General features: G+C 65.5%; 19 protein-coding genes and 1 tRNA gene. 10 read left to right on the top strand and 10 right to left on the bottom strand.

The window, feature by feature from the left end:
- Positions 1-452: 452 nt before the first annotated feature.
- On the bottom strand, positions 453-641 hold the full coding sequence (locus VQ045_RS04345; RefSeq protein WP_331829282.1) for a twin transmembrane helix small protein: 189 nt from the start codon (positions 639-641) through the stop codon (positions 453-455).
- 106 nt (positions 642-747) lie between these two features.
- Positions 748-1,638, bottom strand: coding sequence for a DMT family transporter (locus VQ045_RS04340; RefSeq protein ID WP_331829280.1), 891 nt, complete (start codon positions 1,636-1,638; stop codon positions 748-750).
- A 204-nt stretch (positions 1,639-1,842) separates the two neighbouring features.
- Between VQ045_RS04340 and VQ045_RS04335 the strand changes: the two genes are divergently transcribed.
- Complete coding sequence (locus VQ045_RS04335) at positions 1,843-2,802, top strand: AEC family transporter (protein WP_331829279.1); 960 nt, start codon at positions 1,843-1,845, stop codon at positions 2,800-2,802.
- On the opposite strand, the gene gluQRS is transcribed toward VQ045_RS04335, so the two are convergent.
- Positions 2,774-3,706 (bottom strand): tRNA glutamyl-Q(34) synthetase GluQRS, encoded by a 933-nt coding sequence (gene gluQRS / locus VQ045_RS04330; protein WP_331829278.1) that lies wholly within the window; start codon positions 3,704-3,706, stop codon positions 2,774-2,776. The two genes, VQ045_RS04335 and gluQRS, sit on opposite strands and share 29 nt — an antisense overlap.
- 441 nt (positions 3,707-4,147) lie before the next feature.
- Here gluQRS and VQ045_RS04325 point away from each other — a divergent pair, with 441 nt between their 5' ends.
- The 3 genes from VQ045_RS04325 to VQ045_RS04315 all read left to right on the top strand — a co-directional run bounded on the left by VQ045_RS04325 (position 4,148) and on the right by VQ045_RS04315 (position 7,016).
- Positions 4,148-4,897, top strand: coding sequence for a DNA-3-methyladenine glycosylase family protein (locus VQ045_RS04325; protein ID WP_331829277.1), 750 nt, complete (start codon positions 4,148-4,150; stop codon positions 4,895-4,897).
- A gap of 172 nt (positions 4,898-5,069) precedes the next feature.
- Positions 5,070-5,630: an HNH endonuclease gene (locus VQ045_RS04320; RefSeq protein WP_327626244.1), complete on the top strand. Its 561-nt coding sequence runs from the start codon at positions 5,070-5,072 to the stop codon at positions 5,628-5,630.
- Positions 5,631-5,804: 174 nt separating this feature from the next.
- The gene (locus VQ045_RS04315) at positions 5,805-7,016 is read left to right on the top strand and encodes a DUF3095 domain-containing protein (RefSeq protein ID WP_331829276.1); all 1,212 of its coding nucleotides are present in this window, start codon (positions 5,805-5,807) and stop codon (positions 7,014-7,016) included.
- Here the strand turns inward: VQ045_RS04315 and VQ045_RS04310 are convergent, their stop codons facing one another.
- The 3 genes from VQ045_RS04310 to VQ045_RS04300 are packed head-to-tail and all read right to left on the bottom strand — an operon-like array spanning position 7,017 to position 9,093.
- A complete protein-coding gene (locus tag VQ045_RS04310; protein WP_331829275.1) occupies positions 7,017-7,922 on the bottom strand; it encodes an AEC family transporter in 906 nt (301 codons plus the stop codon).
- Between the two features lie 43 nt (positions 7,923-7,965).
- Positions 7,966-8,499 carry a disulfide bond formation protein B gene (locus VQ045_RS04305; RefSeq protein WP_331829274.1) on the bottom strand — a complete coding sequence of 178 codons (534 nt, stop codon included), beginning with the start codon at positions 8,497-8,499 and terminating at the stop codon, positions 7,966-7,968.
- 12 nt (positions 8,500-8,511) lie between these two features.
- Complete coding sequence (locus VQ045_RS04300) at positions 8,512-9,093, bottom strand: YqaA family protein (RefSeq protein WP_327626248.1); 582 nt, start codon at positions 9,091-9,093, stop codon at positions 8,512-8,514.
- A gap of 171 nt (positions 9,094-9,264) precedes the next feature.
- Here VQ045_RS04300 and VQ045_RS04295 point away from each other — a divergent pair.
- Positions 9,265-9,349, top strand: a tRNA-Leu gene (locus tag VQ045_RS04295).
- Positions 9,350-9,374: 25 nt separating this feature from the next.
- On the top strand, positions 9,375-11,048 hold the full coding sequence (locus tag VQ045_RS04290; protein ID WP_331829273.1) for an AMP-binding protein: 1,674 nt from the start codon (positions 9,375-9,377) through the stop codon (positions 11,046-11,048).
- 6 nt (positions 11,049-11,054) lie between these two features.
- Here the strand turns inward: VQ045_RS04290 and VQ045_RS04285 are convergent, their stop codons facing one another.
- The 4 genes from VQ045_RS04285 to VQ045_RS04270 form a co-directional block, all read right to left on the bottom strand.
- A complete protein-coding gene (locus tag VQ045_RS04285) occupies positions 11,055-12,338 on the bottom strand; it encodes a GNAT family N-acetyltransferase (RefSeq protein ID WP_331829272.1) in 1,284 nt (427 codons plus the stop codon).
- Between the two features lie 130 nt (positions 12,339-12,468).
- Positions 12,469-13,020 carry a DUF924 family protein gene (locus VQ045_RS04280; protein WP_327626159.1) on the bottom strand — a complete coding sequence of 184 codons (552 nt, stop codon included), beginning with the start codon at positions 13,018-13,020 and terminating at the stop codon, positions 12,469-12,471.
- A 54-nt stretch (positions 13,021-13,074) separates the two neighbouring features.
- Positions 13,075-14,238, bottom strand: coding sequence for a CobW family GTP-binding protein (locus VQ045_RS04275; protein WP_331829271.1), 1,164 nt, complete (start codon positions 14,236-14,238; stop codon positions 13,075-13,077).
- 10 nt (positions 14,239-14,248) lie between these two features.
- Positions 14,249-15,649, bottom strand: a complete 1,401-nt coding sequence (locus VQ045_RS04270) for a D-alanyl-D-alanine carboxypeptidase family protein (RefSeq protein ID WP_331829270.1) — start codon at positions 15,647-15,649, stop codon at positions 14,249-14,251.
- 164 nt (positions 15,650-15,813) lie between these two features.
- Between VQ045_RS04270 and VQ045_RS04265 the strand changes: the two genes are divergently transcribed.
- The 4 genes from VQ045_RS04265 (at position 15,814) to VQ045_RS04250 (ending at position 20,365) form a co-directional block, all read left to right on the top strand.
- The gene (locus tag VQ045_RS04265; RefSeq protein WP_327626161.1) at positions 15,814-16,983 is read left to right on the top strand and encodes a M20 aminoacylase family protein; all 1,170 of its coding nucleotides are present in this window, start codon (positions 15,814-15,816) and stop codon (positions 16,981-16,983) included.
- 129 nt (positions 16,984-17,112) lie between these two features.
- Positions 17,113-17,898 carry a Crp/Fnr family transcriptional regulator gene (locus tag VQ045_RS04260; protein ID WP_331829269.1) on the top strand — a complete coding sequence of 262 codons (786 nt, stop codon included), beginning with the start codon at positions 17,113-17,115 and terminating at the stop codon, positions 17,896-17,898.
- A 533-nt stretch (positions 17,899-18,431) separates the two neighbouring features.
- Positions 18,432-19,079, top strand: a complete 648-nt coding sequence (locus VQ045_RS04255) for a CarD family transcriptional regulator (RefSeq protein WP_331829268.1) — start codon at positions 18,432-18,434, stop codon at positions 19,077-19,079.
- A gap of 419 nt (positions 19,080-19,498) precedes the next feature.
- Positions 19,499-20,365 (top strand): RNA polymerase factor sigma-32, encoded by an 867-nt coding sequence (locus VQ045_RS04250; RefSeq protein WP_331829267.1) that lies wholly within the window; start codon positions 19,499-19,501, stop codon positions 20,363-20,365.
- The last annotated feature ends 268 nt before the right edge of the window (positions 20,366-20,633 follow it).

Raw genomic sequence — 20,633 nt, 5'->3', positions numbered from 1 at the left:
TCGCCCACTGCTGCGCAGCTTGGAACAAGCTCGTCGATCAGCCCTGGAAAATCACGTCCATCGGAATGCGAGATTGGGCGCATGGGTCTTGATCAGCGCCCGTTGGTATTAAGGAGGGGGACAGAGAACTCTCCGGCCCGAGCGGGCGCGGAGGCGCTGGCGCATGGGGAAAAACCCCTCACCCGGTTCGCTGCGCGAACCACCCTCTCCCCGCAGGGGCGAGGAATGGCGCCCTTCCGAAACTGTTCGCGTCCATCAGGAACAGAAAAAAGCGCCGACAGGAACGCTGCCGATTCTTCTCCCCGGCGGGGAGAAGGGTCCGAAGGACGGGCGAGACACGCGGCTCGCCCTGGAGCCGCGAAGGGCCGGATGAGGGGGCGAGCGCAGCGAGGCAGCCGAGGATGACGAAGCGGGCGCGAAGCGGAGCCTCGAAGGGCGAGGGAGAGCGCCTCCTACCGTGCCAGCAGCAGCACGGCGACGAGGACGAGGACGGCCAGGCCCTGCAACAGGATGCGGGCACGCATCAGGTTCTGCGACGTGCTGCTGGAGCCACCCTTCATCAGATTATAAAGGCCCGCGACGAGAACGCCGGCGGTCGCGAGCATGAAAAAGAGGGCAAGGTAGATCATAATATCGGACATGCCGGCCTTGTTCGAATTTCGAGTCGCGGAAAGCGCAATATAGGCGGCGTGGGCGACGGCGCGAGTCCCCGGCCACCGAGGCGTGTCGCGGGCACGAACCAGCGGTTCATAGGCCTGGCGGCACGACCTTGGCCTTGCGCCTGCGCGTGGCCGCCGCAACGCCGACCCCGGCGATGACGAGGCCGACAAGCTGGATCGGCGACAGCGTCTCGCCGAACAAGAGCCACGCCGTGACGGCGGTGACGCCCGGCACCAGATACATCAGCGAGGCGACCGACGACACCGCGCCCTCGCGGATCAGATACAGCATCAGGAACACCGCCCCGATCGACAGGACGAAGACCAGCCAGACCAGCGCGAAGACCAGCTCGCCGGTCCAGTCGAGCACCATCGTCTCGGTCGAGGCGGCGAGGATCAGCGTCGGCACGAGGGCGCCGAAATATTGCAGCGCCGTGCCGGTGCGCAGGTCGACGCCGCCGACGAAGCGCTTCTGCCAGACCGAACCGGCCGAGATCGCGATGGCCGACAGGACCACCGGGCCGAGCGTCAGTAGCCGGTAGTCGCCCGAGCCGTCGAGCTTCGGCAGGATGACCAGGGCGACACCGAGGAGGCCAAGGGCGAGGCCGGCGAGATGGCGCGGCTGCACCCGCTCGCCGAGGAAGCTGGCGGCGAGGATCGTGGTCAGCACCGGTTGCAGCCCGACGATCAGGGCCGCGATACCGGCGTTGAGGCCGTGGCGCACGGCGAAGAACACGCCGCCGAGATAGACGCCGTGGATCAGGCTGCCGGCGATCATCGCGTGCGCCGCCGGCCGCCAGCCCGGCCAGGGCGCCCGCATCAGGAGGACAACCGAGCCGAGGATGGCCAGCGCCAGCGCATAGCGCAGCGACAGGAAGGTGAACGGCTCGGCATGGGGCATCGCGTAGCGCGCGCCGATGAAGCCGGTCGACCAGAGCAGCACGAAGATCGCCGGAAAGAAGGGCAGCAACCGGTTCACTGAAGACGGCCTTTCGGGATGGGCGATCGGGCGGGGGTCGGGATCGATGGATGGCCGAGCGCCAGCGCGCCATTCGATAGCAGGGCGGCGCGCCGGCCGAAAGCTGGATATCGTCAGTCTTTCTGACGAAATCGCACAGGCCGCGTTTGCCTTGCCGCCCGGCGCCGTCTATCGCCGGGCTTCAGCGATCATCCGGCCCGTCTCATGCAAGACATCCTCAATATCATTGTCCCGATCTTCGGCCTGATCGCCCTCGGCTTTCTGGCGGCCAGGGCAAAGCTGTTGTCGGATGCGACCGGCGAGGCCCTCGCTCGTTTCGTCTTCGTCGTCGCCGTGCCGGTGCTGCTGTTTCGCACCCTCGCCACATCGGCCTTCGGCGATGCCAACCCGCTGTTTTTGTGGCTGACCTATTTTAGCGCCATCGCCATCGTCTGGACGATCGGCAGCGTCGTGGTCCGGCGCCTCACCGGCGCCGATCGGCGCGCCGGCGTCATCGCCGGCATCTCGTCGAGCTTCGCCAACACAGTCTTCGTCGCCATCCCGACCATCCAGCGCGCCTATGGCGACGCCGGCCTGCAACCGGTCTTGCTGATTCTCGCCATCCATCTGCCGGTGATGATGATCGTCGCGACACTGATCGTCGAGCGCGCGGCTGTCCTCGACGCGCGCGACGCCGGCACCGCGCCGCCGCAGATCTCGACGGCCGCGACGCTGAAGCGGGTCCTGAAGAACCTTGCGACCAACGCCATCGTCGTCGGCATTCTGTCGGGTCTCGTCTGGCGCGCCACCGGGCTGCCGCTGGAGCCCCATGTCGACGAGATCACCCGGCTGCTCGGCGGCACGGCCGGCCCGCTGGCGCTGTTTTCGCTCGGCATGTCGCTGACCCGCTACGGGTTGCGCGGCGACATTGCTTCGTCGGCGATCGTCGCGACGCTGTCGCTGGTGGTGATGCCGGCGATCGTCTTCTTTCTCGGCACCTGGCTCGCCCTGCCGCCGCTGTGGCTGAAGGGGGCCGTGCTGACCGCCGCCGCGCCGGCCGGCGTCAACGCCTATCTCTTCGCGGCCTATTTCCAGTCCGGCGAGAAGCTGGCGGCGACGACGATCCTGGTCTCGACGGTACTGTCGGTGGTTACCCTCAGCGTGTGGCTGACCGTGCTCGGCTGAAACATTCCGCCGCCGGCCGGCCCGGAAATCCAACCATGCGGCGAATGTCCTCGGCGCCGAGACCGGCCTCGCGCAGAGCCTTCAAGGAGGTGTCGCGGGCACTTTTCGACAGCTTGCGGCCGTCGGCGCCGAGAATCAGGTCGTGATGGTGGTAGCGCGGCGCCGACAGGCCGAGCAACGCCTGCAGAAGGCGATGGACGCTGGCGGCGTGGAACAGATCCTGCCCCCTGACGACATCGGTGACGCCCTGCAGCGCGTCGTCGACGACGACGGCCAGGTGATAGCTCGTCGGCATCTCCATGCGGCCAAGCACGACGTCGCCCCAGTCGAGCGGCCGCGCGGCGATCTCGCCGCTGGCGCCGTCCGGCGAGCGCCCGGTTTCCGTGAATCTCAGCGCCGGCACCCGTTCGACCGCCGCCTCCATGTCGAGCCGCCAGGCGAAGCGTTCGCCGTCGCTCATCTTCCGCTCGCGCTCGCGCGTCGACAGCTTGCGGTCGAGGCCGGGATAGAGCGGCGCCCCGTCGGGATCATGCGGCCAAGGCTTGCCGGTTTCCTCGATGTGCCGCTCGGCATGGGCGCGGATGTCGCCGCGCGACATGAAGGCCGGATAGATCAGCTCTTCGTCGGCCAGGGCTTCGAGCGCTGCGGCATAGTCGGGAAAATGCTCCGACTGCCGGCGCGGGGTGTCGTCCCAATCGATCCCGAGAAAATACAAATCGTCCTCGAGTTGCTGCTCGTAGGCCTTGGTGCAGCGCGCCCGATCGATGTCCTCGATCCGCAAGAGAAAGGTCGCGCCCGCCTCGCGCGCCATCTTGTGGTTGAGCAGCGCCGAATAGGCATGGCCGAGATGCAGTTCGCCGTTCGGACTCGGTGCGAATCGGAACACGGCTGACGTCGTTTCCATCGAATTGTTTCCCCTCGTTTGTCGCCCGCCCTAGAGCGTCGAACAACAATATGGACGCGGTTCTGTTTCTCGGTTCGCCGTGGTGATCCACGCGGAGGGCGGCGACGAGCGTAGCGGCGCTACGGTCGAGCCGGCCGACAAAGTGGGCGCCCGGCGACCGGAAACCCACCCGCCTGTTTGCCTCCGGCAAACGGCAGGCTTGCAAACCTGCCGATCGACCTTTCCGCACCATTCGGCGCGGGGCGATCGGTGGGCCAGGAGCTTTCGGGCCAATTCCATCGGGGCCCGTCTTGGCCGTAGCGCCGCTACGACCCGCAACGATCCCCTCGACCTTGTCACGAAATCCCTCTGGCAGAACGCATCCATATTGTCGTCCGATGCTCTAGACTCCGATTGCGTGAGCAACGTGACAGAGTCGCGGCAATTGAGGAACCGGGCGCCATGATCAGGACACAAGCCGACATCGACGCGGCGCTGGATGCCCTGCGTCTGGCGGACGATCGCCTGCATCGGGTGATCGAGGCGGCCGGCGTGGTGCCGCTGCGCCGCGGCGCCGGCGGGCTCCGGGGTCTCGCCGGCATCATCGTCGCGCAGCAGGTGTCGAAGGCGAGCGCCGACGCGATCTTCGCGCGGTTCACACAGGAGATCGACGTCGACGACGCCGGAGCGATCCTCGCCGCCTCCGACGAGGCCTTCCGCCGCGCCGGCCTGTCACGCCCGAAACAGCGCACGATGCTCGCCGTCGCCGAGGCCGTCCGGGACGGCGCAGTCGATTTCACGCGGGTCGAGGCGGCGCCCCCCGACGACGCGATCGCCGAACTCGTCGCGGTGCGCGGGATCGGGATCTGGACCGCCGAATNCGGCGCAGTCGATTTCACGCGGGTCGAGGCGGCGCCCCCCGACGACGCGATCGCCGAACTCGTCGCGGTGCGCGGGATCGGGATCTGGACCGCCGAATGCTATCTCTTGTTCTGCGCTGGCCATCCCGACATCTTTCCCGCCGGAGACCTCGCCTTGCAAGCGGCGTTGGGCCACGCCTTCGACCACGAGACGCGGCCGGCGGCGGCCGCCGTCGCTTCGATTGCGGAGCGCTGGTCGCCGCACCGCTCGGTCGCCGCGCGTCTGTTCTGGTCCTACTACGGCGCCGTCACGCGCCGCGACGCGGCTCCGGCGCCCGCCGCCGGAGAATAAGAGAGGATTCCGTTATCCACAGAACTTCCTCGCAGGCCGAGCGTGTTGGGTGGAAACACGCGGAATCGGACCCGCGGCTCACGCTTCGGCCGGGCTTCACAAAGGCGACACGATAGAGCACGATAGTTTCGACAGCTCAGTTCAGATCGTTGGGAGTTAGGGAGAACGACCGGTGACGATCGCCGTGAATCAGGACTTATCCCCAGCACTCGTTCTGAACGCCGATTTTCGGCCGCTCAGTTATTACCCCCTGTCGCTCTGGTCCTGGCAGGACGCCGTCAAGGCGGTGTTCCTCGACCGGGTAACGATCCTGGCGGAATACGACCGGGCGGTGCGAAGTCCGACCTATTCGATGCGGCTTCCCTCGGTCGTCTGCCTCAAATCCTACGTCAAGCCAGCGCGTCATCCCGCCTTCACACGCTTCAACGTGTTCCTGCGCGATCGCTTCCAGTGCCAGTACTGCGGCTCGCCGCAGGAACTGACCTTCGATCACGTCATCCCCCGCTCGCGGGGCGGATTGACGACCTGGGAGAATGTCGTCGCCGCCTGTTCGCCTTGCAATCTCAAGAAGGGCGGGCTGATGCCGAGGGCGGCGCGCATGTTCCCGCATCAAAAGCCCTATCAGCCGAGCGTCCACGATTTGCACAACAACGGCCGGCTGTTTCCGCCGAACTTCCTGCACGAGAGCTGGCTCGATTATCTCTACTGGGATTCCGAACTCGATCCCGAATAGGCGCATCGATCGGCGCGCCATTCTCGACCGACCCGATCGAAGCCTTTCATCCCTTTCGTCCGAAGCTGCATCGCCGACGCAACGATGCGCGCTTCCCGCCGCGCCCCTCGATGCCACAGCAGCGGACGATAATAGAATGGCCGGCGAAGCGCCTCGCCTGAACCGGGACGATCGATGGACGAACCGCCAGACAAAGACCGCGCGAAGCCGACTAGCACCGGCCTCGACTTCTACGCGGCGTTGCCGACGTCGGCGGACTTCAGCCGTCTCGGCGAACCCGCCGCCTATGTGCCGCTTCCGGACGACTGGGTCGTCGGTGTCGCTGACATCGTGCGCTCGACCGCCGCCATCGAAGCGGGCGCCTACAAGCAGATCAACACGGTCGCCGCAGCGGTGATCGCCGCGATCGCCAACGGCCTTTCCGGAAAGGACTTTCCCTTCGTGTTCGGCGGCGATGGTGCCGGGTTCGCCCTGCCTGATGCCCAGGCTGAACTTGCCCGAACGGCCATGGCGGCTGTCGCCGGCTGGGCAGGCGAGGCTTTCGACCTCACGCTGCGTATCGCCATGGTCCCGGTCGCGACGATCCGGGCAAACGAGCACGACGTGCGGGTCGCCCGCTACTCTCCCTCACCCGACGTTGCCTACGCCATGTTCGACGGCGGCGGCCTCGCTTGGGCTGAACAGCGGATGAAGGCGGGGGAATATCGGCTGGAACCGGCAAAGGGCGATGCGGCCCGGCCCGACCTGACGGGCCTGACCTGCCGATTCGCGGAGATACCGGCTAGCCGGGGCCTGATCCTGTCGATCATCGTGGTCCCGGCTCCCGACGCCGCGCCGGAGCGTTTTGCCGCCCTGGCACAAGAGATTCTGGCGCTGGGCGCCGATGGCCTTGAGGTCGGTAGCCCGGTTCCGCCCCAAGGGCCTGATCTGCGCTGGCCATCCGCCGGCTTCCGGATCGAGGCAAAGGTCTGGGCGGCAAGAACCGGTCGAGCTCTTTGGTCGTCACGGTTGTCCGTCCTTCTGCGCTCCTTTCTCGCCCATCTGACATTCACGACGGGCATCCGGGTCGGCCGGTTCGATCCGAGACGTTATCGGGCCGAACTCGTGCGCAATACCGATTTCCGCAAATTCGACGACGGCCTCAGGATGACGCTGGACTGCACGCCGTCCGTCGCCGATCGGATCGAGCAGCGGCTGCGCCTGGCGGCGGCCGAGGGAACCGCGCGGATCGGCACCCACCGTCAGGGCGCGGCGCTGATGACCTGCTTCGTGCCCTCGGCGAGCCGCAGCGACCATGTCCATTTCATCGATGGGGCAACCGGCGGATATGCAGCGGCGGCGGCCATGATTCCCGGAGATGCCGGCGATGACAGCGACAGGGCCTGATCAGCCGAACAGGGACAGGACCAGCGGCAGGCTTGCCGCCGCGAGCAGCGTCTGCAGCGTGACGAGACCCGCCATCAGCGTCGCGTCGCCCTTGAGCTGTGTCGTCAACACATAGGCGGTCGGGGCGGTCGGCAGCGCAAAGAAGATGACGAGTAGCGAGGCGTCGAGCGGCGACAGGACAAACAGCCAGGCGACCAGCGCGGCGACGAGCGGCATGGCCACGAGCCGGCCGGCGCTGTTGACAAGAAGCGTCGTGGTTTCGGCGCGCGCGGCGGCGAGCTTGAGGGCGGCCCCGACACACAAGAGGCCGAGCGGCAGGCTTGCCGCGGCCAACAGGCCAAGGAATCGGTCCGTCCCGAACGGAAGGCCAACGCCCGTGAGGGCAAAGGCCGCCCCGGCGGCGCAGGCGAGGATCAGCGGGTTGCGAACCAGCGGCATCAGCAACTGGCGGGCACTGGTTTCGCGTTCGGCGGTCAGGGCGATGACCGACAGGACATTGACCGCCGGTACCAGCACGGCGAGGACGACAGCGGCCCGCGCCAGGCCCTCGGTGCCGTAGAGGCTTCCGACCAGTGCCAGCCCCAGATAGGTGTTGAAGCGGATCGTGCCCTGGACCAGCGGCCCGTAGCGCGCGGCCGGCCACCCTCGCCAGCGGCGCAGCAGCGCAAGGACGATGGCGGCGACAACCAGCACGACGAGGATCGCCGCGGCGAAACCAAGGAGGGTCGGATCGGCCAGCGGCGCCTTGGCAAGGCTTGCAAAGAGCAGCGCCGGGAAGAGAACGAAATAATTGAGCTTCTCCGCCGCCGGCCAGAAGCCCTCGCCTGGAAAGCCCGACCGCCGGAACACAAGGCCCGCGAGGATCAGGGCAAACAGCGGCCAAAGGGTCAGGAAAATCGCCGGCATCGCCTCGTATCAACCCTTTTCGGGGAGATCGCCTCGCTTGTCCTCAGGCGAATCGGTCGGCCTTGGCGACGGCGCCGCGCAGCGCCACGGCCGCGAAGAGGGCGGACGCGACGGCGTTCCAGCCGGCGAAGGACAGGCCGAGGAAGCGGCCGGCCGCCTCGTCGCAGGAGGGCGGTCGGATGGCGTCGATGGTGGCGAGGAGATCGCCGCCCATCAGGTCGCTGCCGCCGACCTGCCCGCAATCGGCCGGTCCCGGCCAGAATCCCCACTCGACGCCCGAATGGAAGACGCCGAGATAGAGGGAATAGAGCATGATCAGACCGATCGTGAGGAGTAGCCCGCGGGTGAGAACCGCCGGCGCCCGTCCGGCCGCCGCGACGAAGGCGACAAGCGCGATCGGGATCGCCACATAATAGGGAATGCGCTGTTCCAGGCAGAGCGCGCAAGGGATGTAGCCGCCGACATGCTGGAACAGCAGCGCCGTGCCGACGGTCATCGCCGTTCCAGCAGTGAGGAACCCCGAGGCCAGCGTCTGGCGAAAGCCGGTCGGGCGCTGGAAGCGTTCAGTCATTCCCATCGAAATCATCCGTTACATCAAATACCGCAGTACGACGAAGCCGCCGACGAGCAGAACCATGAAGAGGGTGAAGAGCATACCGAGATTGTTCTCGATGAACCCCTTGATCGGCGCGCCGTAGCGATTGAGCAGCCAGGCGACGAGGAAGAACCGCACGCCCCGGCCGATGATCGAGACGACGGTGAAGGTCACCAGATTGAGCCCGGTGACGCCGGAGAAGATCGTCAGGACCTTGTAGGGAAACGGCGTCATCGCCGCGAACAGTACCGCCCAACCGCCCCAGGAATTGTAGCGGGCCGTCAGTTCGGCGAAAGCGTCCGCCTTGCCGTAGAGCTCGAGAATCGGCCGGCCGACGAGATCGAAAAACAGGGCGCCGATGGCATAGCCGAGAAACGCCCCGAGCACCGAAGCGACCGTGCAGACCAAGGCGATTCGGAACCATTTCGCCCGATCCGCGATCACCATGGGGATCAACAGCACATCCGGCGGGATCGGAAAAACCGAGCTTTCGATGAAGGACACCGCGGCCAGCGCTCGTTCCGCATGGCGGGTCGCGGCCAGTGACATGACCCAATCATAGAGGCGGCGGAGCATGGCGGGTTCCAAACCTGGGGTGCGAGACGAGGCCCGCGCGCATGGCTGGCGCATAGGACGAACGCGGCGCAAACGCAATTGTCGTTACCGCATTGCACAGAAGCAGGGCCGTCGGCATTGACCGAGGACCCGTTGCGGCTATAGTCCCGCGTCGAATGGCCGAGGCCGTTCGCCCCTGTGGCGGAATTGGTAGACGCGCGCGACTCAAAATCGCGTTCCGCAAGGAGTGCTGGTTCGATTCCGGCCAGGGGCACCAATGTTCCGGCGCTGTTCTGGACGACATGACCACATCATCATCCTATGCCGATCTTTACGCCAGCTTCCGCTGGAATCTGCCGGGCCGCTTCAACATCGCGGCGGCCTGCGCCGATGTCTGGGCAGCGCGCGAGCCGGACCGGATATGCCTGATCGAGGATCGCGGCGGTGACGCGGCGCAAACGCTGACCTATGCCGAGCTTTCGCGTCGCTCCGTGCGGCTGGCGGCCGGTTTCGCGGCGCGGGGCGTTGGGCGCGGCGACCGGGTCGCGATCGTGCTGCCGCAAAGCTTCGAGGCGGCGGTCGCGCATCTGGCGGTCTATCGCCTCGGCGCCATCGCCGTGCCGCTGGCGCTGCGTTTCGGACCGGAGGCGCTCGGCTTTCGCCTGCAGGCATCGGGCGCGCGCATGGTGGTGACCGACACCGCCGGGCTTGCCACGCTTGCCGCTGTCGATAGGCCGCTGCCGGATCTCGCCGAGATCGTCGCGGTCGGGACGGAAAAGCCCGGCGTTCTCGACTTTGCCGAGCTTGAAGCCCAAGCAGGCCTGGACGCCGCGACCGCCGACACGACGCCAGACGATCCGTCGATGATCATCTTCACCTCCGGCACCACCGGGCCGCCGAAGGGCGCACTGCACGGCCATCGCGTGCTGCTCGGGCATCTGCCGGGCATGCGCTTCCACCATGAAGGCTTTCCCAAACCCGGAGACCGTCTGTGGACGCCGTCGGACTGGGCCTGGGCCGGCGGTCTGCTCAACGCGCTCTTGCCTTCGCTTTTCCTCGGCGTGCCGGTCGTTTTCACCAAGGCGCGGTTCGAGGCCGGAGAGGCCTTCGCGCTGATGGCGCGGCAAAAAATCCGCAACGCCTTCCTGCCGGCGACGGCGCTACGCATGATGAAGGGCGCCGCCAGCCCCGACGCGGTCGCCGGCCTCGACCTTCGCACCATCGGCTCGGCCGGCGAGACGCTGCCGCGCGACACGTTCCTGTGGGCGCAGGAGACGCTAGGGCTGACGGTGAACGAGTTCTACGGCCAGACCGAATGCAACATGGTACTCGGATCGTCGGCGGCTTATGGCGTGTCGCGCGCCGGCGCGATCGGCAAGCCCGTGCCCGGCCACCGCGTCGCCATTCTCGATCCGGACGGGCGCGAGGTGGCACGCGGCAAGACCGGGACGATCGGGATCAAGGCGCCCGATCCGGTGATGTTTCTCGGCTATTGGCTGGACCCGACGGCGACGGCGTCAAAGTTTTCCGGCGACTGGCTGACGACCGGCGACCAGGGCGTCATGGACGACGACGGCTATGTCACCTTCTTCGGGCGCGACGACGACGTCATCACCTCGGCGGGCTATCGGATCGGTCCGGGTGAGATCGAGGATTGCCTGATGACCCATCCGGGGGTTGCCCTTGCCGCCGTCGTCGGCAAGCCGGACGCGATGCGCACCGAAATCGTCAAGGCCTATGTCGTGCCAGCCGACGGATATGCGCCGGATGCCGCATTCGCGGCCTCGGTCCAGCGCTTCGTGCGCGAGCGGCTGTCGGCCCATGAATATCCGCGCGAAGTCGCCTTCGTCGGCGAGATGCCGCTGACGACGAGCGGCAAGATCGTCCGCCGGGTGTTTCGGGAACAGGCGAAGCAGGAAGCCGGGTTGGAGACGTCGGAAAGCACAAACTTCCACGACGCCTGCCGTGCGGGATAGGCCCCTCTATGAAAAGGACAGCATGGCCCGCAGCCGCTCGCGCATCAGGCGGGCGAAGTTGCGCGAGCGGCGCATCGACGAAAGGCCTTTCGCCGCCGCTTCGACGCGCCGCGCGCCATTCGGATTCAGCCCGAGAACGATGGTCGCGATCTCGATCCGGTCGGACCAGAATCGATTCATGACGAAATGGTCCGGCATGGCGCAGGAATCGGCGCGCTTGACGGCTGGATCCGCCAGCAAGGCGCGGGTCGCTTCGGCAACGATCTGCTGCCCCGGCGAGGCGGCAGCGAAGGCCTCGTCATAAGCGCTTTTCCAGGTGTAGGCTTCGCCACGATCAACGAAGGCGACAAGGCTGGCCACCGTCCGCGTCCCCACTTTGAGCGTGAAGACGCGCACCCGTCCGTCGGCGGCCAGAGCATTGACCGCTTCGCGGGCGAAAGCCGCGCGATAGCGGTCCGTGATCAGGGCACTGCGCTGCCGGCCCTTCCAGCCGCTGGCCTCCAGAACGAAAAAATCCTCCAGCGCCAGTTGGACATCCGCCTTCGTGCGGGCGACGTCGAAACTGACCTGACCGGTGGCTTCGAGCAGACGGCGCTGACGTGCGAGTTCGCGCCGGCGCCGGCCCGAAAGAGCCGACAGGTTGTGAGGTTCGCCGTCGGCGTCCTTGAGCAGCGCCGCACGCGTAAAACCGTTGACGCAGGTGGCCGGCAAGCCGCGTTCCTTCGCTACCGCCAGAAGGGTCGTCGCCATCGCTCCATCGATGCGGACATCCGGCAGGACGAGGACATCGGGCAGGGCGAATTCAGGCCTTGCGATGGTTTCGAGAAAGCTCGCCAGCGTGTCGGCCGGATCGTCGCCATCGACGGGCAGCGTGCCCAGCGGACCGAACGGATGCGTCCAGGCGCGGATCGTCGCGGGCCCGCCGACGGACGCCGACCGTTCCAGCGAAAACGGCATCAAAAGCCTTAACCTGCTGCGAGAGCCGGCTTCGTCGCGAACCACCATGAGCCGGACCTTGCGTTCGTCGAGTCGCGGCATGGCCGGCACGAGAAACTGCGGATCGAAGAAGACGTTCGGCTCGATCGCCCGGCGGGACAGATGCGACAGTTCCTCGACCAGACCGAACGCGGCCATCGGGGCATAGATGGAGAAGTGGCGCATAGTATCGCCGCGCGAAACGGCGATGTCGCGCTCCGGATCGTGGACGAGCTCAGCTCCGCCGGCCAGCGCAATCTCGGGAGCGGCCAGAGGCGGAACGAACAACTCGTCGACTAGAGGCTTGGCTGCCATAACTCGATGATCCAAATGCAGTCATTCGACGCGATTTGCGCTTCTCACGCACGAATCCGATCGGTTCTCCTGCAAAGGATTAGCGCCATAGCCTTAAGAATCAGTCGCCGCTAAGGGCTGGCGGGGGAATTTACCCGGCGAACCCGCCATCCGCGAGAAATTGCCGTTCGGATTCGCTCGATTCCCGACCGAGAATTAGGTTGCGGTGGGGAAAACGTCCGAACCGGGCGATGATGTCGCGATGTTCCCTGGCGAAAGCGACATTGCTCTCGTCGCCGATCTCACCCATCCACGCGACGCAAGCATCCTGATCCGCCAGAATCTCCGAATGCATCATCGGCATGGCGAGAAACTGGTTCACGTCCTCCGCGACCGTTCGATGGTCGCCGCGGGCGAGTGCCTCTCGGGCGATTTCCAGCGCCTGGTCGTCCGTCGCGAAGGCTTTTGGCGTGTTCCGGAACATGTTGCGAGGAAACTGGTCGAGGAGGATCACGAGCGCCAGCGCTCCCGTCGGATCGCTCCGCCACGCCTGGAGTTCGCCGCGGACCGCCTGTTCGTAGATGTCGCCGAAGCGCCGCAGGATGGTCTCGTCGAATTCGGCGTCCTTGCCGAACCATCGCTCCGGACCGGCCTCGCGCCAGAAATCGACGATGGTCTGGGGATCGATCGAGACGGTACTCATGGAGGACTCCCTTGGGCAAGCAAGGCGGCAGGCGTGCCGCCGGAAGCGATCCGGTCAGCGGAAGCGATGTCCCGGCACCGCCAGCGGGTTGGCTTCGAGGGCGGCCCGGTCGGGCGCATCAGTACGAACCCCGCCTGTGAAGGCAGCGAAGAGATCACGGACATAGGTTTCTGGAAGCGCTTCGCCGATCAGGACGATCCGCGTTTCCCGGTTCGCGCCTGCCGGCCACGCGGGAAGCTGCGCGGGCGGGTGCAAATAGCCCTGCACGCCGTGCAGCACGACCGGACGCTCCGGGTATTCGCGCGTATAAACCAGCGCTTTCATGCGCAGGATGCGCTGGCCCTGGGTCGAGCGCAGAAGATCGAGAAACCCGTCGATGGCGTCCCAGGCCACCGGTTCGCGGCACACGATCGAGAACGAGCGCACCGCGCCGTGGTGGTCGTGCCCGTGGTGATGATGTGGGAAGGCGCTATCATCGGCGCCGTGAGCATGGTCGCGGGCTGCCGAAGGGTGAAGTTCGGCGCCGGATTCCAGACCCAACCATCGGTAGGGATCGGCGGTGCCGGAAGCCGGATCGTAGACGCCGCAATTGAGCAGACGCAACGCCAGCGCGCGCCCGTCGCCCGCGTCGATGACCGGCGCACGCGAATTCAGCGCGGCGATGGCCGCGTCCGGGGACTCCGCGCCCGTCTCCAACGCCAGATCGGACTTGGTGAGGACAATTCGGTCGGCCACCGCCACTTGCCGCTGTGCCTCTTCCCGCTCGGCCAGGTTCCGGGCGCCGGCCAGCCGGTCGACCACCGCGACGACCCCGTCCAGCGCATAGGTTTCCAAAAGGCCCGGATGGGTCATCAGCGAGGCGAGGATGGGAACCGGGTCGGCGAGACCGGTGGTCTCGATGATCACCCGCTCCAGCGCCGAATCACCGCTGGGGCGCGGGCGCGTCGCCAGCGTGATGAGGGTTTCGACGAGTTCGCCGCGCACGCTGCAGCAAAGGCAGCCATCCGATAATTCGATGACCCCGTCGCTCGACGCCGTCTCGACGAGGAGCTGGTCGATCCCGGCCTCGCCGAACTCGTTGACGACGACAGCCGTATTGGTCACGGCCGTCTCGCGAAGCAGACGGTTGAGCAGCGTCGTCTTGCCGGACCCGAGAAACCCGGTGAGGATGGTCAGCCGGATCGGTCGCCGCGCCTTGTCGAAAACCGAGGCGGTCAAGACGAATGCATCAACGGAGCGCCGCCGGCTGACGCGCCACGCCGGTTGCCGGATCGTCACGGTAAATTCCGAACCGCGAGGTTTTGCCGCCCACCGGGCCGGGATCGATCGACACGGTCATGTCCGCGGCTTCGGCGGGCGCCGCGTCCAGGGGCGGTGGTTCGTTCTCGTCACCGCCCACCACCTGATCGAAGACGCCGACATCGGCGGCCACGACGGGCGGCACAAGGGCGTTTACGGATTCGGGCAACGTCAAGGCGACATCCTCCGACCGACTGGGCCGTGGCGTGGGCAGCGGGATGCCATAGGCCGATATCAAGGAGATGCCCGGCTCGGCGATGGCGTTGCCGGCTGCTCCGCCAAGACCGACCTGAAGCGCGACGGGCGAACGATTCATCTCGTGAAGATACGGTGAGCCGTAGGTCTCCTCGCGCTCCTTTTCCTCGACGCGGTCATTGGCGCGGGCCGAGCGGCCCTCGGCCGAACAGATATAGCCGCTGACGTCGAGCGGTTCGCCGCTCGCTGTCGGCAATTCGTCGATGGTGGTGTCGATTTTCGCGAGATCGGCTTTGAAACCAGCTTCCAGGATCTCGGCGGCGTTACGTTCACGCTCAATGGTGCCGTTGGCGCCGATGACAACGGCGACGAGCGTGCGCCGGTCGCGCGTCGCCGACGACACCAGATTGAACCCGGAGGCACAAATATAGCCGGTCTTCATGCCGTCGGCCCCGTCGAAGCGGCCGAGCAGCTTGTTGCCGTTGTTCATGACCCTCTTGCCGTTGGAGATCGCCTCGGTGTTGAAGAAGTCCGAGAAGGCCGGAAACTCCCGGCGGATGGCGACGCCGAGAATGGCCAGATCCTTGGCACTCGCGTACTGGCCGTCGCCGGGCAGGCCATTGGGATTGATGAACCGCGTATCCTGCATCCCGAGCCTCTTCGCCGTGTCGTTCATCATGGCGACGAAATTCTCCATCGAGCCCTCGCCGATCGTCTGCCCGATGGCGTAGGCGACGTCGTTTGCCGACTTGACCAGCATCATGCGCAAGGCGTTGTCGAGTCGGATGACCGAGCCGGGCTGATAGCCCATCTTGCTGGGCGGCTCAGCCGCCGCGCGGCGGGTCATGACCACCGGCGTGTCCAGCGCCGCGCGCTCCTCGCGCAAAGCTTTCAGCGCGAGGTAGGCGGTCATCAGCTTGGTCGTCGAAGCGGGATAACGGCGCTCGGTCGCGCGATCCTGTGACAGCACTTTCCCGGTCTCGACATCGACGACGATCGACGCCATCGGCTGCGCGGTATCTTCGGCGGCCATCGCGCGCGAATCGCGGCCCGCGATCGGCATCACGCCGAGCAACGCCACAGCGAGGCAGGCCGCGGTCAAAAATTGAAAATGAGGGGAGGCAAGCGTCTTCACGCTGGATTCCTTCATTGATTGCGGTCAGTCTGCGCACTTTGCTGAACCTGAACGATTCAACGGGGCGCTTAGCTCCAAGCTGTGACGCAAGCATGGCGTGTTACAGTTGCCGCCGATGAATGCGCCAGGATTCTAGCCTGCATCAGGAAAACCGGAAAGTATCGATGCCTGTCAATAACCGAATTGCCGAAACGCAGACCGAGATCGCGGGATGGCGCCAGCATCTCCACGCCCGGCCGGAAATTCTCTACGACGTGTTCGAGACGGCGGATTTCGTCGCCGGGAAGCTGCGCGCGTTCGGCTGCGACGAGGTCGTGACCGGGATCGGCAAGACCGGCGTCGTCGCGCTGGTGCATGGCCGCGGCGGCGCCGGTGGCCCGATGATCGGGCTGAGGGCCGACATGGACGCGCTGCCGATCGTGGAGGAAACCGGCCTCGAATATGCATCCCAGACCCCCGGGGCCATGCACGCCTGCGGTCATGACGGCCACATGGCGATGCTTCTGGGCGCGACCCGCAGCCTCTGCGAGACGCGCGCCTTCGACGGCACGGTGGCGGTGATCTTCCAGCCCGCCGAGGAAGGCGGGGCCGGCGGCAAGGCGATGATCGACGACGGTCTCTTCCGGCGTTTTCCGATCGCCAAGATCTACGGCATGCACAATCTGCCGGGGATGCCGGTCGGCCAGTTCGGCATGCGCCATGGCGCGACCATGGCCTCGACCGACGAATTCGTCATCACGATCGAGGGGCGCGGCGGACACGCCGCCCTGCCCCATCGCACAATCGACCCGATTCTCATCGGCGCAGCACTTGTGCAGGGGCTCCAGGCGATCGCCGCCCGCAACGCCGACCCGTTGAAATCGATGGTCGTTTCGGTGACGCAGTTTCACGCCGGCTTCGCCCACAACATCATACCAGACACGGCGATCGTGTCCGGCACGGTGCGTGCGCTCGAAAAGGGCCTGAGAGATTTCGCCGAGCAGCGCATCCACGAGATCGCGGGCGGCATTTGTGCCGCGCACGGCGCCACCGCCGCGATTGCCTACGATCGCAATTACCCGATTACGGTGAATGATTCGGCGGAGGCGGATTTCTGCGCCGATATCGCCCGAGAGATCGTCGGCGCGGACAATGTCAATGCCGACGCTGAGCCGATGATGGCCGGCGAGGATTTCTCCTACATGCTGGAGGAAAAGCCGGGGGCCTATGTGTTCATCGGCAACGGCAACAGCGCCAGCCTTCACAATCCCGCTTACGATTTCGCCGACACGGCGATCGCATTCGGCGCAAGCTACTGGCAGCGCCTGGCCGAACGGGCGCTCGATCGGCTGTGAGGCGGCCTCGCCGTCACGGCTACGATGTTTGTCGGCACTGCGCCGGACCGACGTGCTAGCTATGGCGCCGCAGGCTGCGAAGGCACGGGCCGACGTAGAGGTTCGCAGTGTTGCGGGGAGAATCGACCATTGGCGGATGCGGCACAGAGGGTTCTGATACGGCGCCTCGATCTGGTGGCCGATCTCAATGACGATGACCGGGAGGCGCTGGCCCGGCTGCCAATCCTGGTCAGGGAGGTGGGTGCGGGGGTCGATATCGTGAGCGAAGGTCAGCACGTCACGCAATGCTGCATCCTGATCGATGGTTTTACGCACCGCTATCGCCACACCTTCGAGGGCAAGCGGCAGATCATTGCGTTTCACGTCCCGGGGGACATTCCCGACCTCCACAGCCTGCATATCAACATCATGGACCACAGCTTCGCGGCGACAACGCGATCGCTGATCGGCTTCGTATCGCATGAGGCCGTCTGGTCGCTGTGCGTGTCACATCCGAACATCGCGGCGGCGCTATGGCTTGAGACGTTGATCGACGGCGCGATCTTCCGTGAATGGATCGTGGGACTGGGTCGCCTGTCTGGCACAAGCCGTACGGCCCATCTTCTATGCGAACTCGCGATGCGGTTGCGATCCGTGGGGCTGTCACCTGAAAACGTCTACCGTATTCCGCTGACCCAGCATGAACTGGCCGACGCGCTTGGCCTGACCGTCGTGACGGTCAATCGCGTGCTGCAGGAACTCAAACTCAAAGGGCTGATCGAGCGCGAACGCTCACGCATGGTGATAAAGAACTGGCCGGCCCTGGCACGGATCGGCGAGTTCAAAGCCGATTATCTTCACTTTCGTATAGGTGTCGACATGGCCAGTGGAGACCTGCCCGCGACTGACATGCCACGGGATATCCCCTACCGCTGACGGAAACGGCCCTCCCAGATACGGCGCGCTCGACCAGTTCGCAGACCCTGCCCGATAAAGATGCCGCCGGCCAAAGGGGCGGATATTTACACGCTACTGCTGCTCAGGCCGACTTAAAATGCCGAGGCATCGGGGGCACAGGAGAGCACGGCCGGTCACGGGCGGCGGAACGATTCGCCTGATTCGCAGGCGGTGCGAATGCTGCGCCGCACGAAGAACGCTTAAACGCCCAAAAATCTTGAATTTTTCGCCAGAACAGTGTAGTGTGGAAAAACAGTCGGGCGTTGTGGCCGCGAGGCCACGCCATCTCGCCCCGTGGGTCTTTCCGAAAGGTCGCTCCCTCATCCTCTTGAACACCACGGCTGCGCAACACCGGATGGTTTGCGCGGAACCCGTGAGGATGCGAACGGCCTGAACCCAACGACTGCGGTCCGATCGGTTTCCGAGGGACCCGTGCAATCGGCGGCGCCAGCGTCGTCACCCGTGTCTAGCCGCTGGCGTGGCCAGGCACAACAGGGAGTTATAAAAAGCGTATGAGCAGTCAGAAGAAGACATTAACCCGCCAGGGCTTCAAGACCGGCGAGAGCATCGTCTATCCGGCTCACGGCGTGGGCCAGATCGTCGCAATCGAGGAACAGGAAGTCGCGGGCATGAAGCTCGAGCTGTTCGTCATCGACTTCGAGAAGGACAAGATGCGCCTGAAGGTGCCGGTCGCCAAGGCCGAGTCTGTGGGCATGCGCAAACTCTCCGAGACGGATTTCGTTGAGCGTTCGCTGAAGGTCGTGCAGGGACGCGCCCGGGTCAAGAAGACCATGTGGAGCCGTCGTGCCCAGGAATACGATGCGAAGATCAATTCCGGCGATTTGATTCAGATCGCCGAAGTGGTGCGTGATCTTTACCGCGCGGAGAGCCAGCCGGAGCAGTCCTACTCCGAACGCCAGCTCTACGAGGCTGCGCTCGGCCGGATGGCGCGCGAACTCGCCGCCGTCAACGAGGTGTCCGAGACGGAAGCGGTTCGCCTGATCGAGACCAACCTCAATAAGGGTCCGAAGCGTCTCAGCAAGGCGGAAGCGGAAGCCGAAGCCGAAGCGAGCGAGGCCGTTTCCGACGCCAATGAAGAGGCCACGGCGGCCACGCCAGCGACCGACAACAGTGAGACCGAACAGGTAAAAGCCGCCTGACACGCGATCGATTGGCCTGATCTCGGCACAACGAAAGTTGCGCCGTCAGGCTCCTGTCCGACATCCAATGAGGCCGGCCGCTCGAACAGAGGGCCGGCCTCATTCGTTCGCGCGGCTCGGCCCGCGCCTTCGACAAGCCGGCTGCGTGGTCCGTTGTCGCCCGGAAGGAAGATTTTCGTGATGGCGGCTTGCCAGCGACCGCCCGATTGCGCATGATGGATTGAGGCTCATCACGATTTGCGACCTCGGATCGCGCGTGATCTTGCCCTCAGACCTTTCCCCTCTACATTCCCCTAAAAAGTTTTCCCCTCCGGGAACGTTTGCGGGTGATGTGCGTTTTGCACAGACCAGGCGCGGATTCCCAAACAGCTTCGCGCAACAGGCTCAAAAGCCTCGAATGCTTGACTGGAGGGTAGAAAATGAAATCCCAATCCGCTGGCCGCACCTTGATCCGCGCAGCGATGTCCGCGCCCTACCTCCAACGGGAGGAAGAGTACGAGCTCGCGGTCCGCTGGAAAGAGCAGCACGATCAGGAAGCGCTTCACAAGATTACGTCCGCCCACATGCGGCTGGTCATCTCCATGGCCTCGAAATTTCGGCACTTCGGACTCGCCATGAGCGACCTCATCCAGGAAGGCCATGTCGGCCTCCTGGAGGCGGCCGCGCGCTTCGAGCCAGAACGCGAGGTCCGGTTTTCGACCTATGCCACATGGTGGATCCGCGCCTCGATCCAGGACTACATCCTGCGCAACTGGTCGATCGTCCGTGGCGGCACCTCGTCGGCGCAAAAGGCGCTCTTCTTCAACCTTCGCCGGTTGCGCGCACGGTTGAGCCAAGGCTCCGAGAGCCTGACCGGCGTGGCCATGTACCGCGAGATCGCGACGGCGCTGAAGGTTTCGGAAGGCGACGTGGCCTTGATGGATTCCCGCCTCTCCGGGCCGGATTCCTCACTCAACGCGCCGTTGATGGAGGACGAGTCGGGCAGCGCCGATCGGCAGGACTTCCTGGTGTCCAACGACCCCCTGCCCGATCAAATGGTTTCCGACTCGATCGACGACGAGCGCCGCGTCACCTGGCTGAACAGCGCCCTGAATGTCCTGTCCGACCGTGAGTTGAAGATTATTCGCGAGCGCCGCCTGCAGGATGATGGTGCCACGCTGGAAGCGCTCGGCCTCAAGCTCGGAATTTCCAAGGAGCGGGTGCGGCAGATCGAGACGCGGGCGCTGGAGAAGCTGAGGGCTGCGTTGCTGGAGACAAATGCGGACCGGGCCGCTTACGTCAGCTGAGTCAGCCCACCTGACAAGACGTGCCGCTGGGCCGCCGGAAGGTGGCCCTTTGGTTTTTTGGGACGCAGTTCCGGCGTCGGCGCGAGGCTGGCCACGCCATCTACGGCTTGGCAAGCGGTAACAACGCCAGACGGCCTCGGCGGGCGTGTACAGCGCCACCGCCGGGACGCGCCATAGGCGGCGCGGGACGGGACAACAATTGCCGCGCCTCTGCGTTTGCGGCTAGGGTTGACGTTACGCCGCCGTAAGCTCAATCCCAGCCGGACGA

It is taken from the genome of Aurantimonas sp. E1-2-R+4, from assembly GCF_036549515.1.
Lineage (GTDB): Bacteria > Pseudomonadota > Alphaproteobacteria > Rhizobiales > Rhizobiaceae > Aurantimonas > Aurantimonas coralicida_A.
Note: the sequence above shows the minus strand (reverse complement) of the source record. Positions and strands in the feature narration are given on the sequence as shown.

Excerpts from the sequence above, each read along its gene's own strand:
- VQ045_RS04345 (WP_331829282.1), bottom strand. The coding sequence starts at position 641 with ATGTCCGATATTATGATCTACCTTGCCCTCTTTTTCATGCTCGCGACC.
- VQ045_RS04335 (WP_331829279.1), top strand. The coding sequence starts at position 1,843 with ATGCAAGACATCCTCAATATCATTGTCCCGATCTTCGGCCTGATCGCC.
- gluQRS (WP_331829278.1), bottom strand. The coding sequence starts at position 3,706 with ATGGAAACGACGTCAGCCGTGTTCCGATTCGCACCGAGTCCGAACGGC.
- VQ045_RS04315 (WP_331829276.1), top strand. The coding sequence starts at position 5,805 with ATGGACGAACCGCCAGACAAAGACCGCGCGAAGCCGACTAGCACCGGC.
- VQ045_RS04310 (WP_331829275.1), bottom strand. The coding sequence starts at position 7,922 with ATGCCGGCGATTTTCCTGACCCTTTGGCCGCTGTTTGCCCTGATCCTC.
- VQ045_RS04305 (WP_331829274.1), bottom strand. The coding sequence starts at position 8,499 with ATGGGAATGACTGAACGCTTCCAGCGCCCGACCGGCTTTCGCCAGACG.
- VQ045_RS04300 (WP_327626248.1), bottom strand. The coding sequence starts at position 9,093 with ATGCTCCGCCGCCTCTATGATTGGGTCATGTCACTGGCCGCGACCCGC.
- VQ045_RS04290 (WP_331829273.1), top strand. The coding sequence starts at position 9,375 with ATGACCACATCATCATCCTATGCCGATCTTTACGCCAGCTTCCGCTGG.
- VQ045_RS04285 (WP_331829272.1), bottom strand. The coding sequence starts at position 12,338 with ATGGCAGCCAAGCCTCTAGTCGACGAGTTGTTCGTTCCGCCTCTGGCC.
- VQ045_RS04280 (WP_327626159.1), bottom strand. The coding sequence starts at position 13,020 with ATGAGTACCGTCTCGATCGATCCCCAGACCATCGTCGATTTCTGGCGC.
- VQ045_RS04265 (WP_327626161.1), top strand. The coding sequence starts at position 15,814 with ATGCCTGTCAATAACCGAATTGCCGAAACGCAGACCGAGATCGCGGGA.
- VQ045_RS04255 (WP_331829268.1), top strand. The coding sequence starts at position 18,432 with ATGAGCAGTCAGAAGAAGACATTAACCCGCCAGGGCTTCAAGACCGGC.
- VQ045_RS04250 (WP_331829267.1), top strand. The coding sequence starts at position 19,499 with ATGAAATCCCAATCCGCTGGCCGCACCTTGATCCGCGCAGCGATGTCC.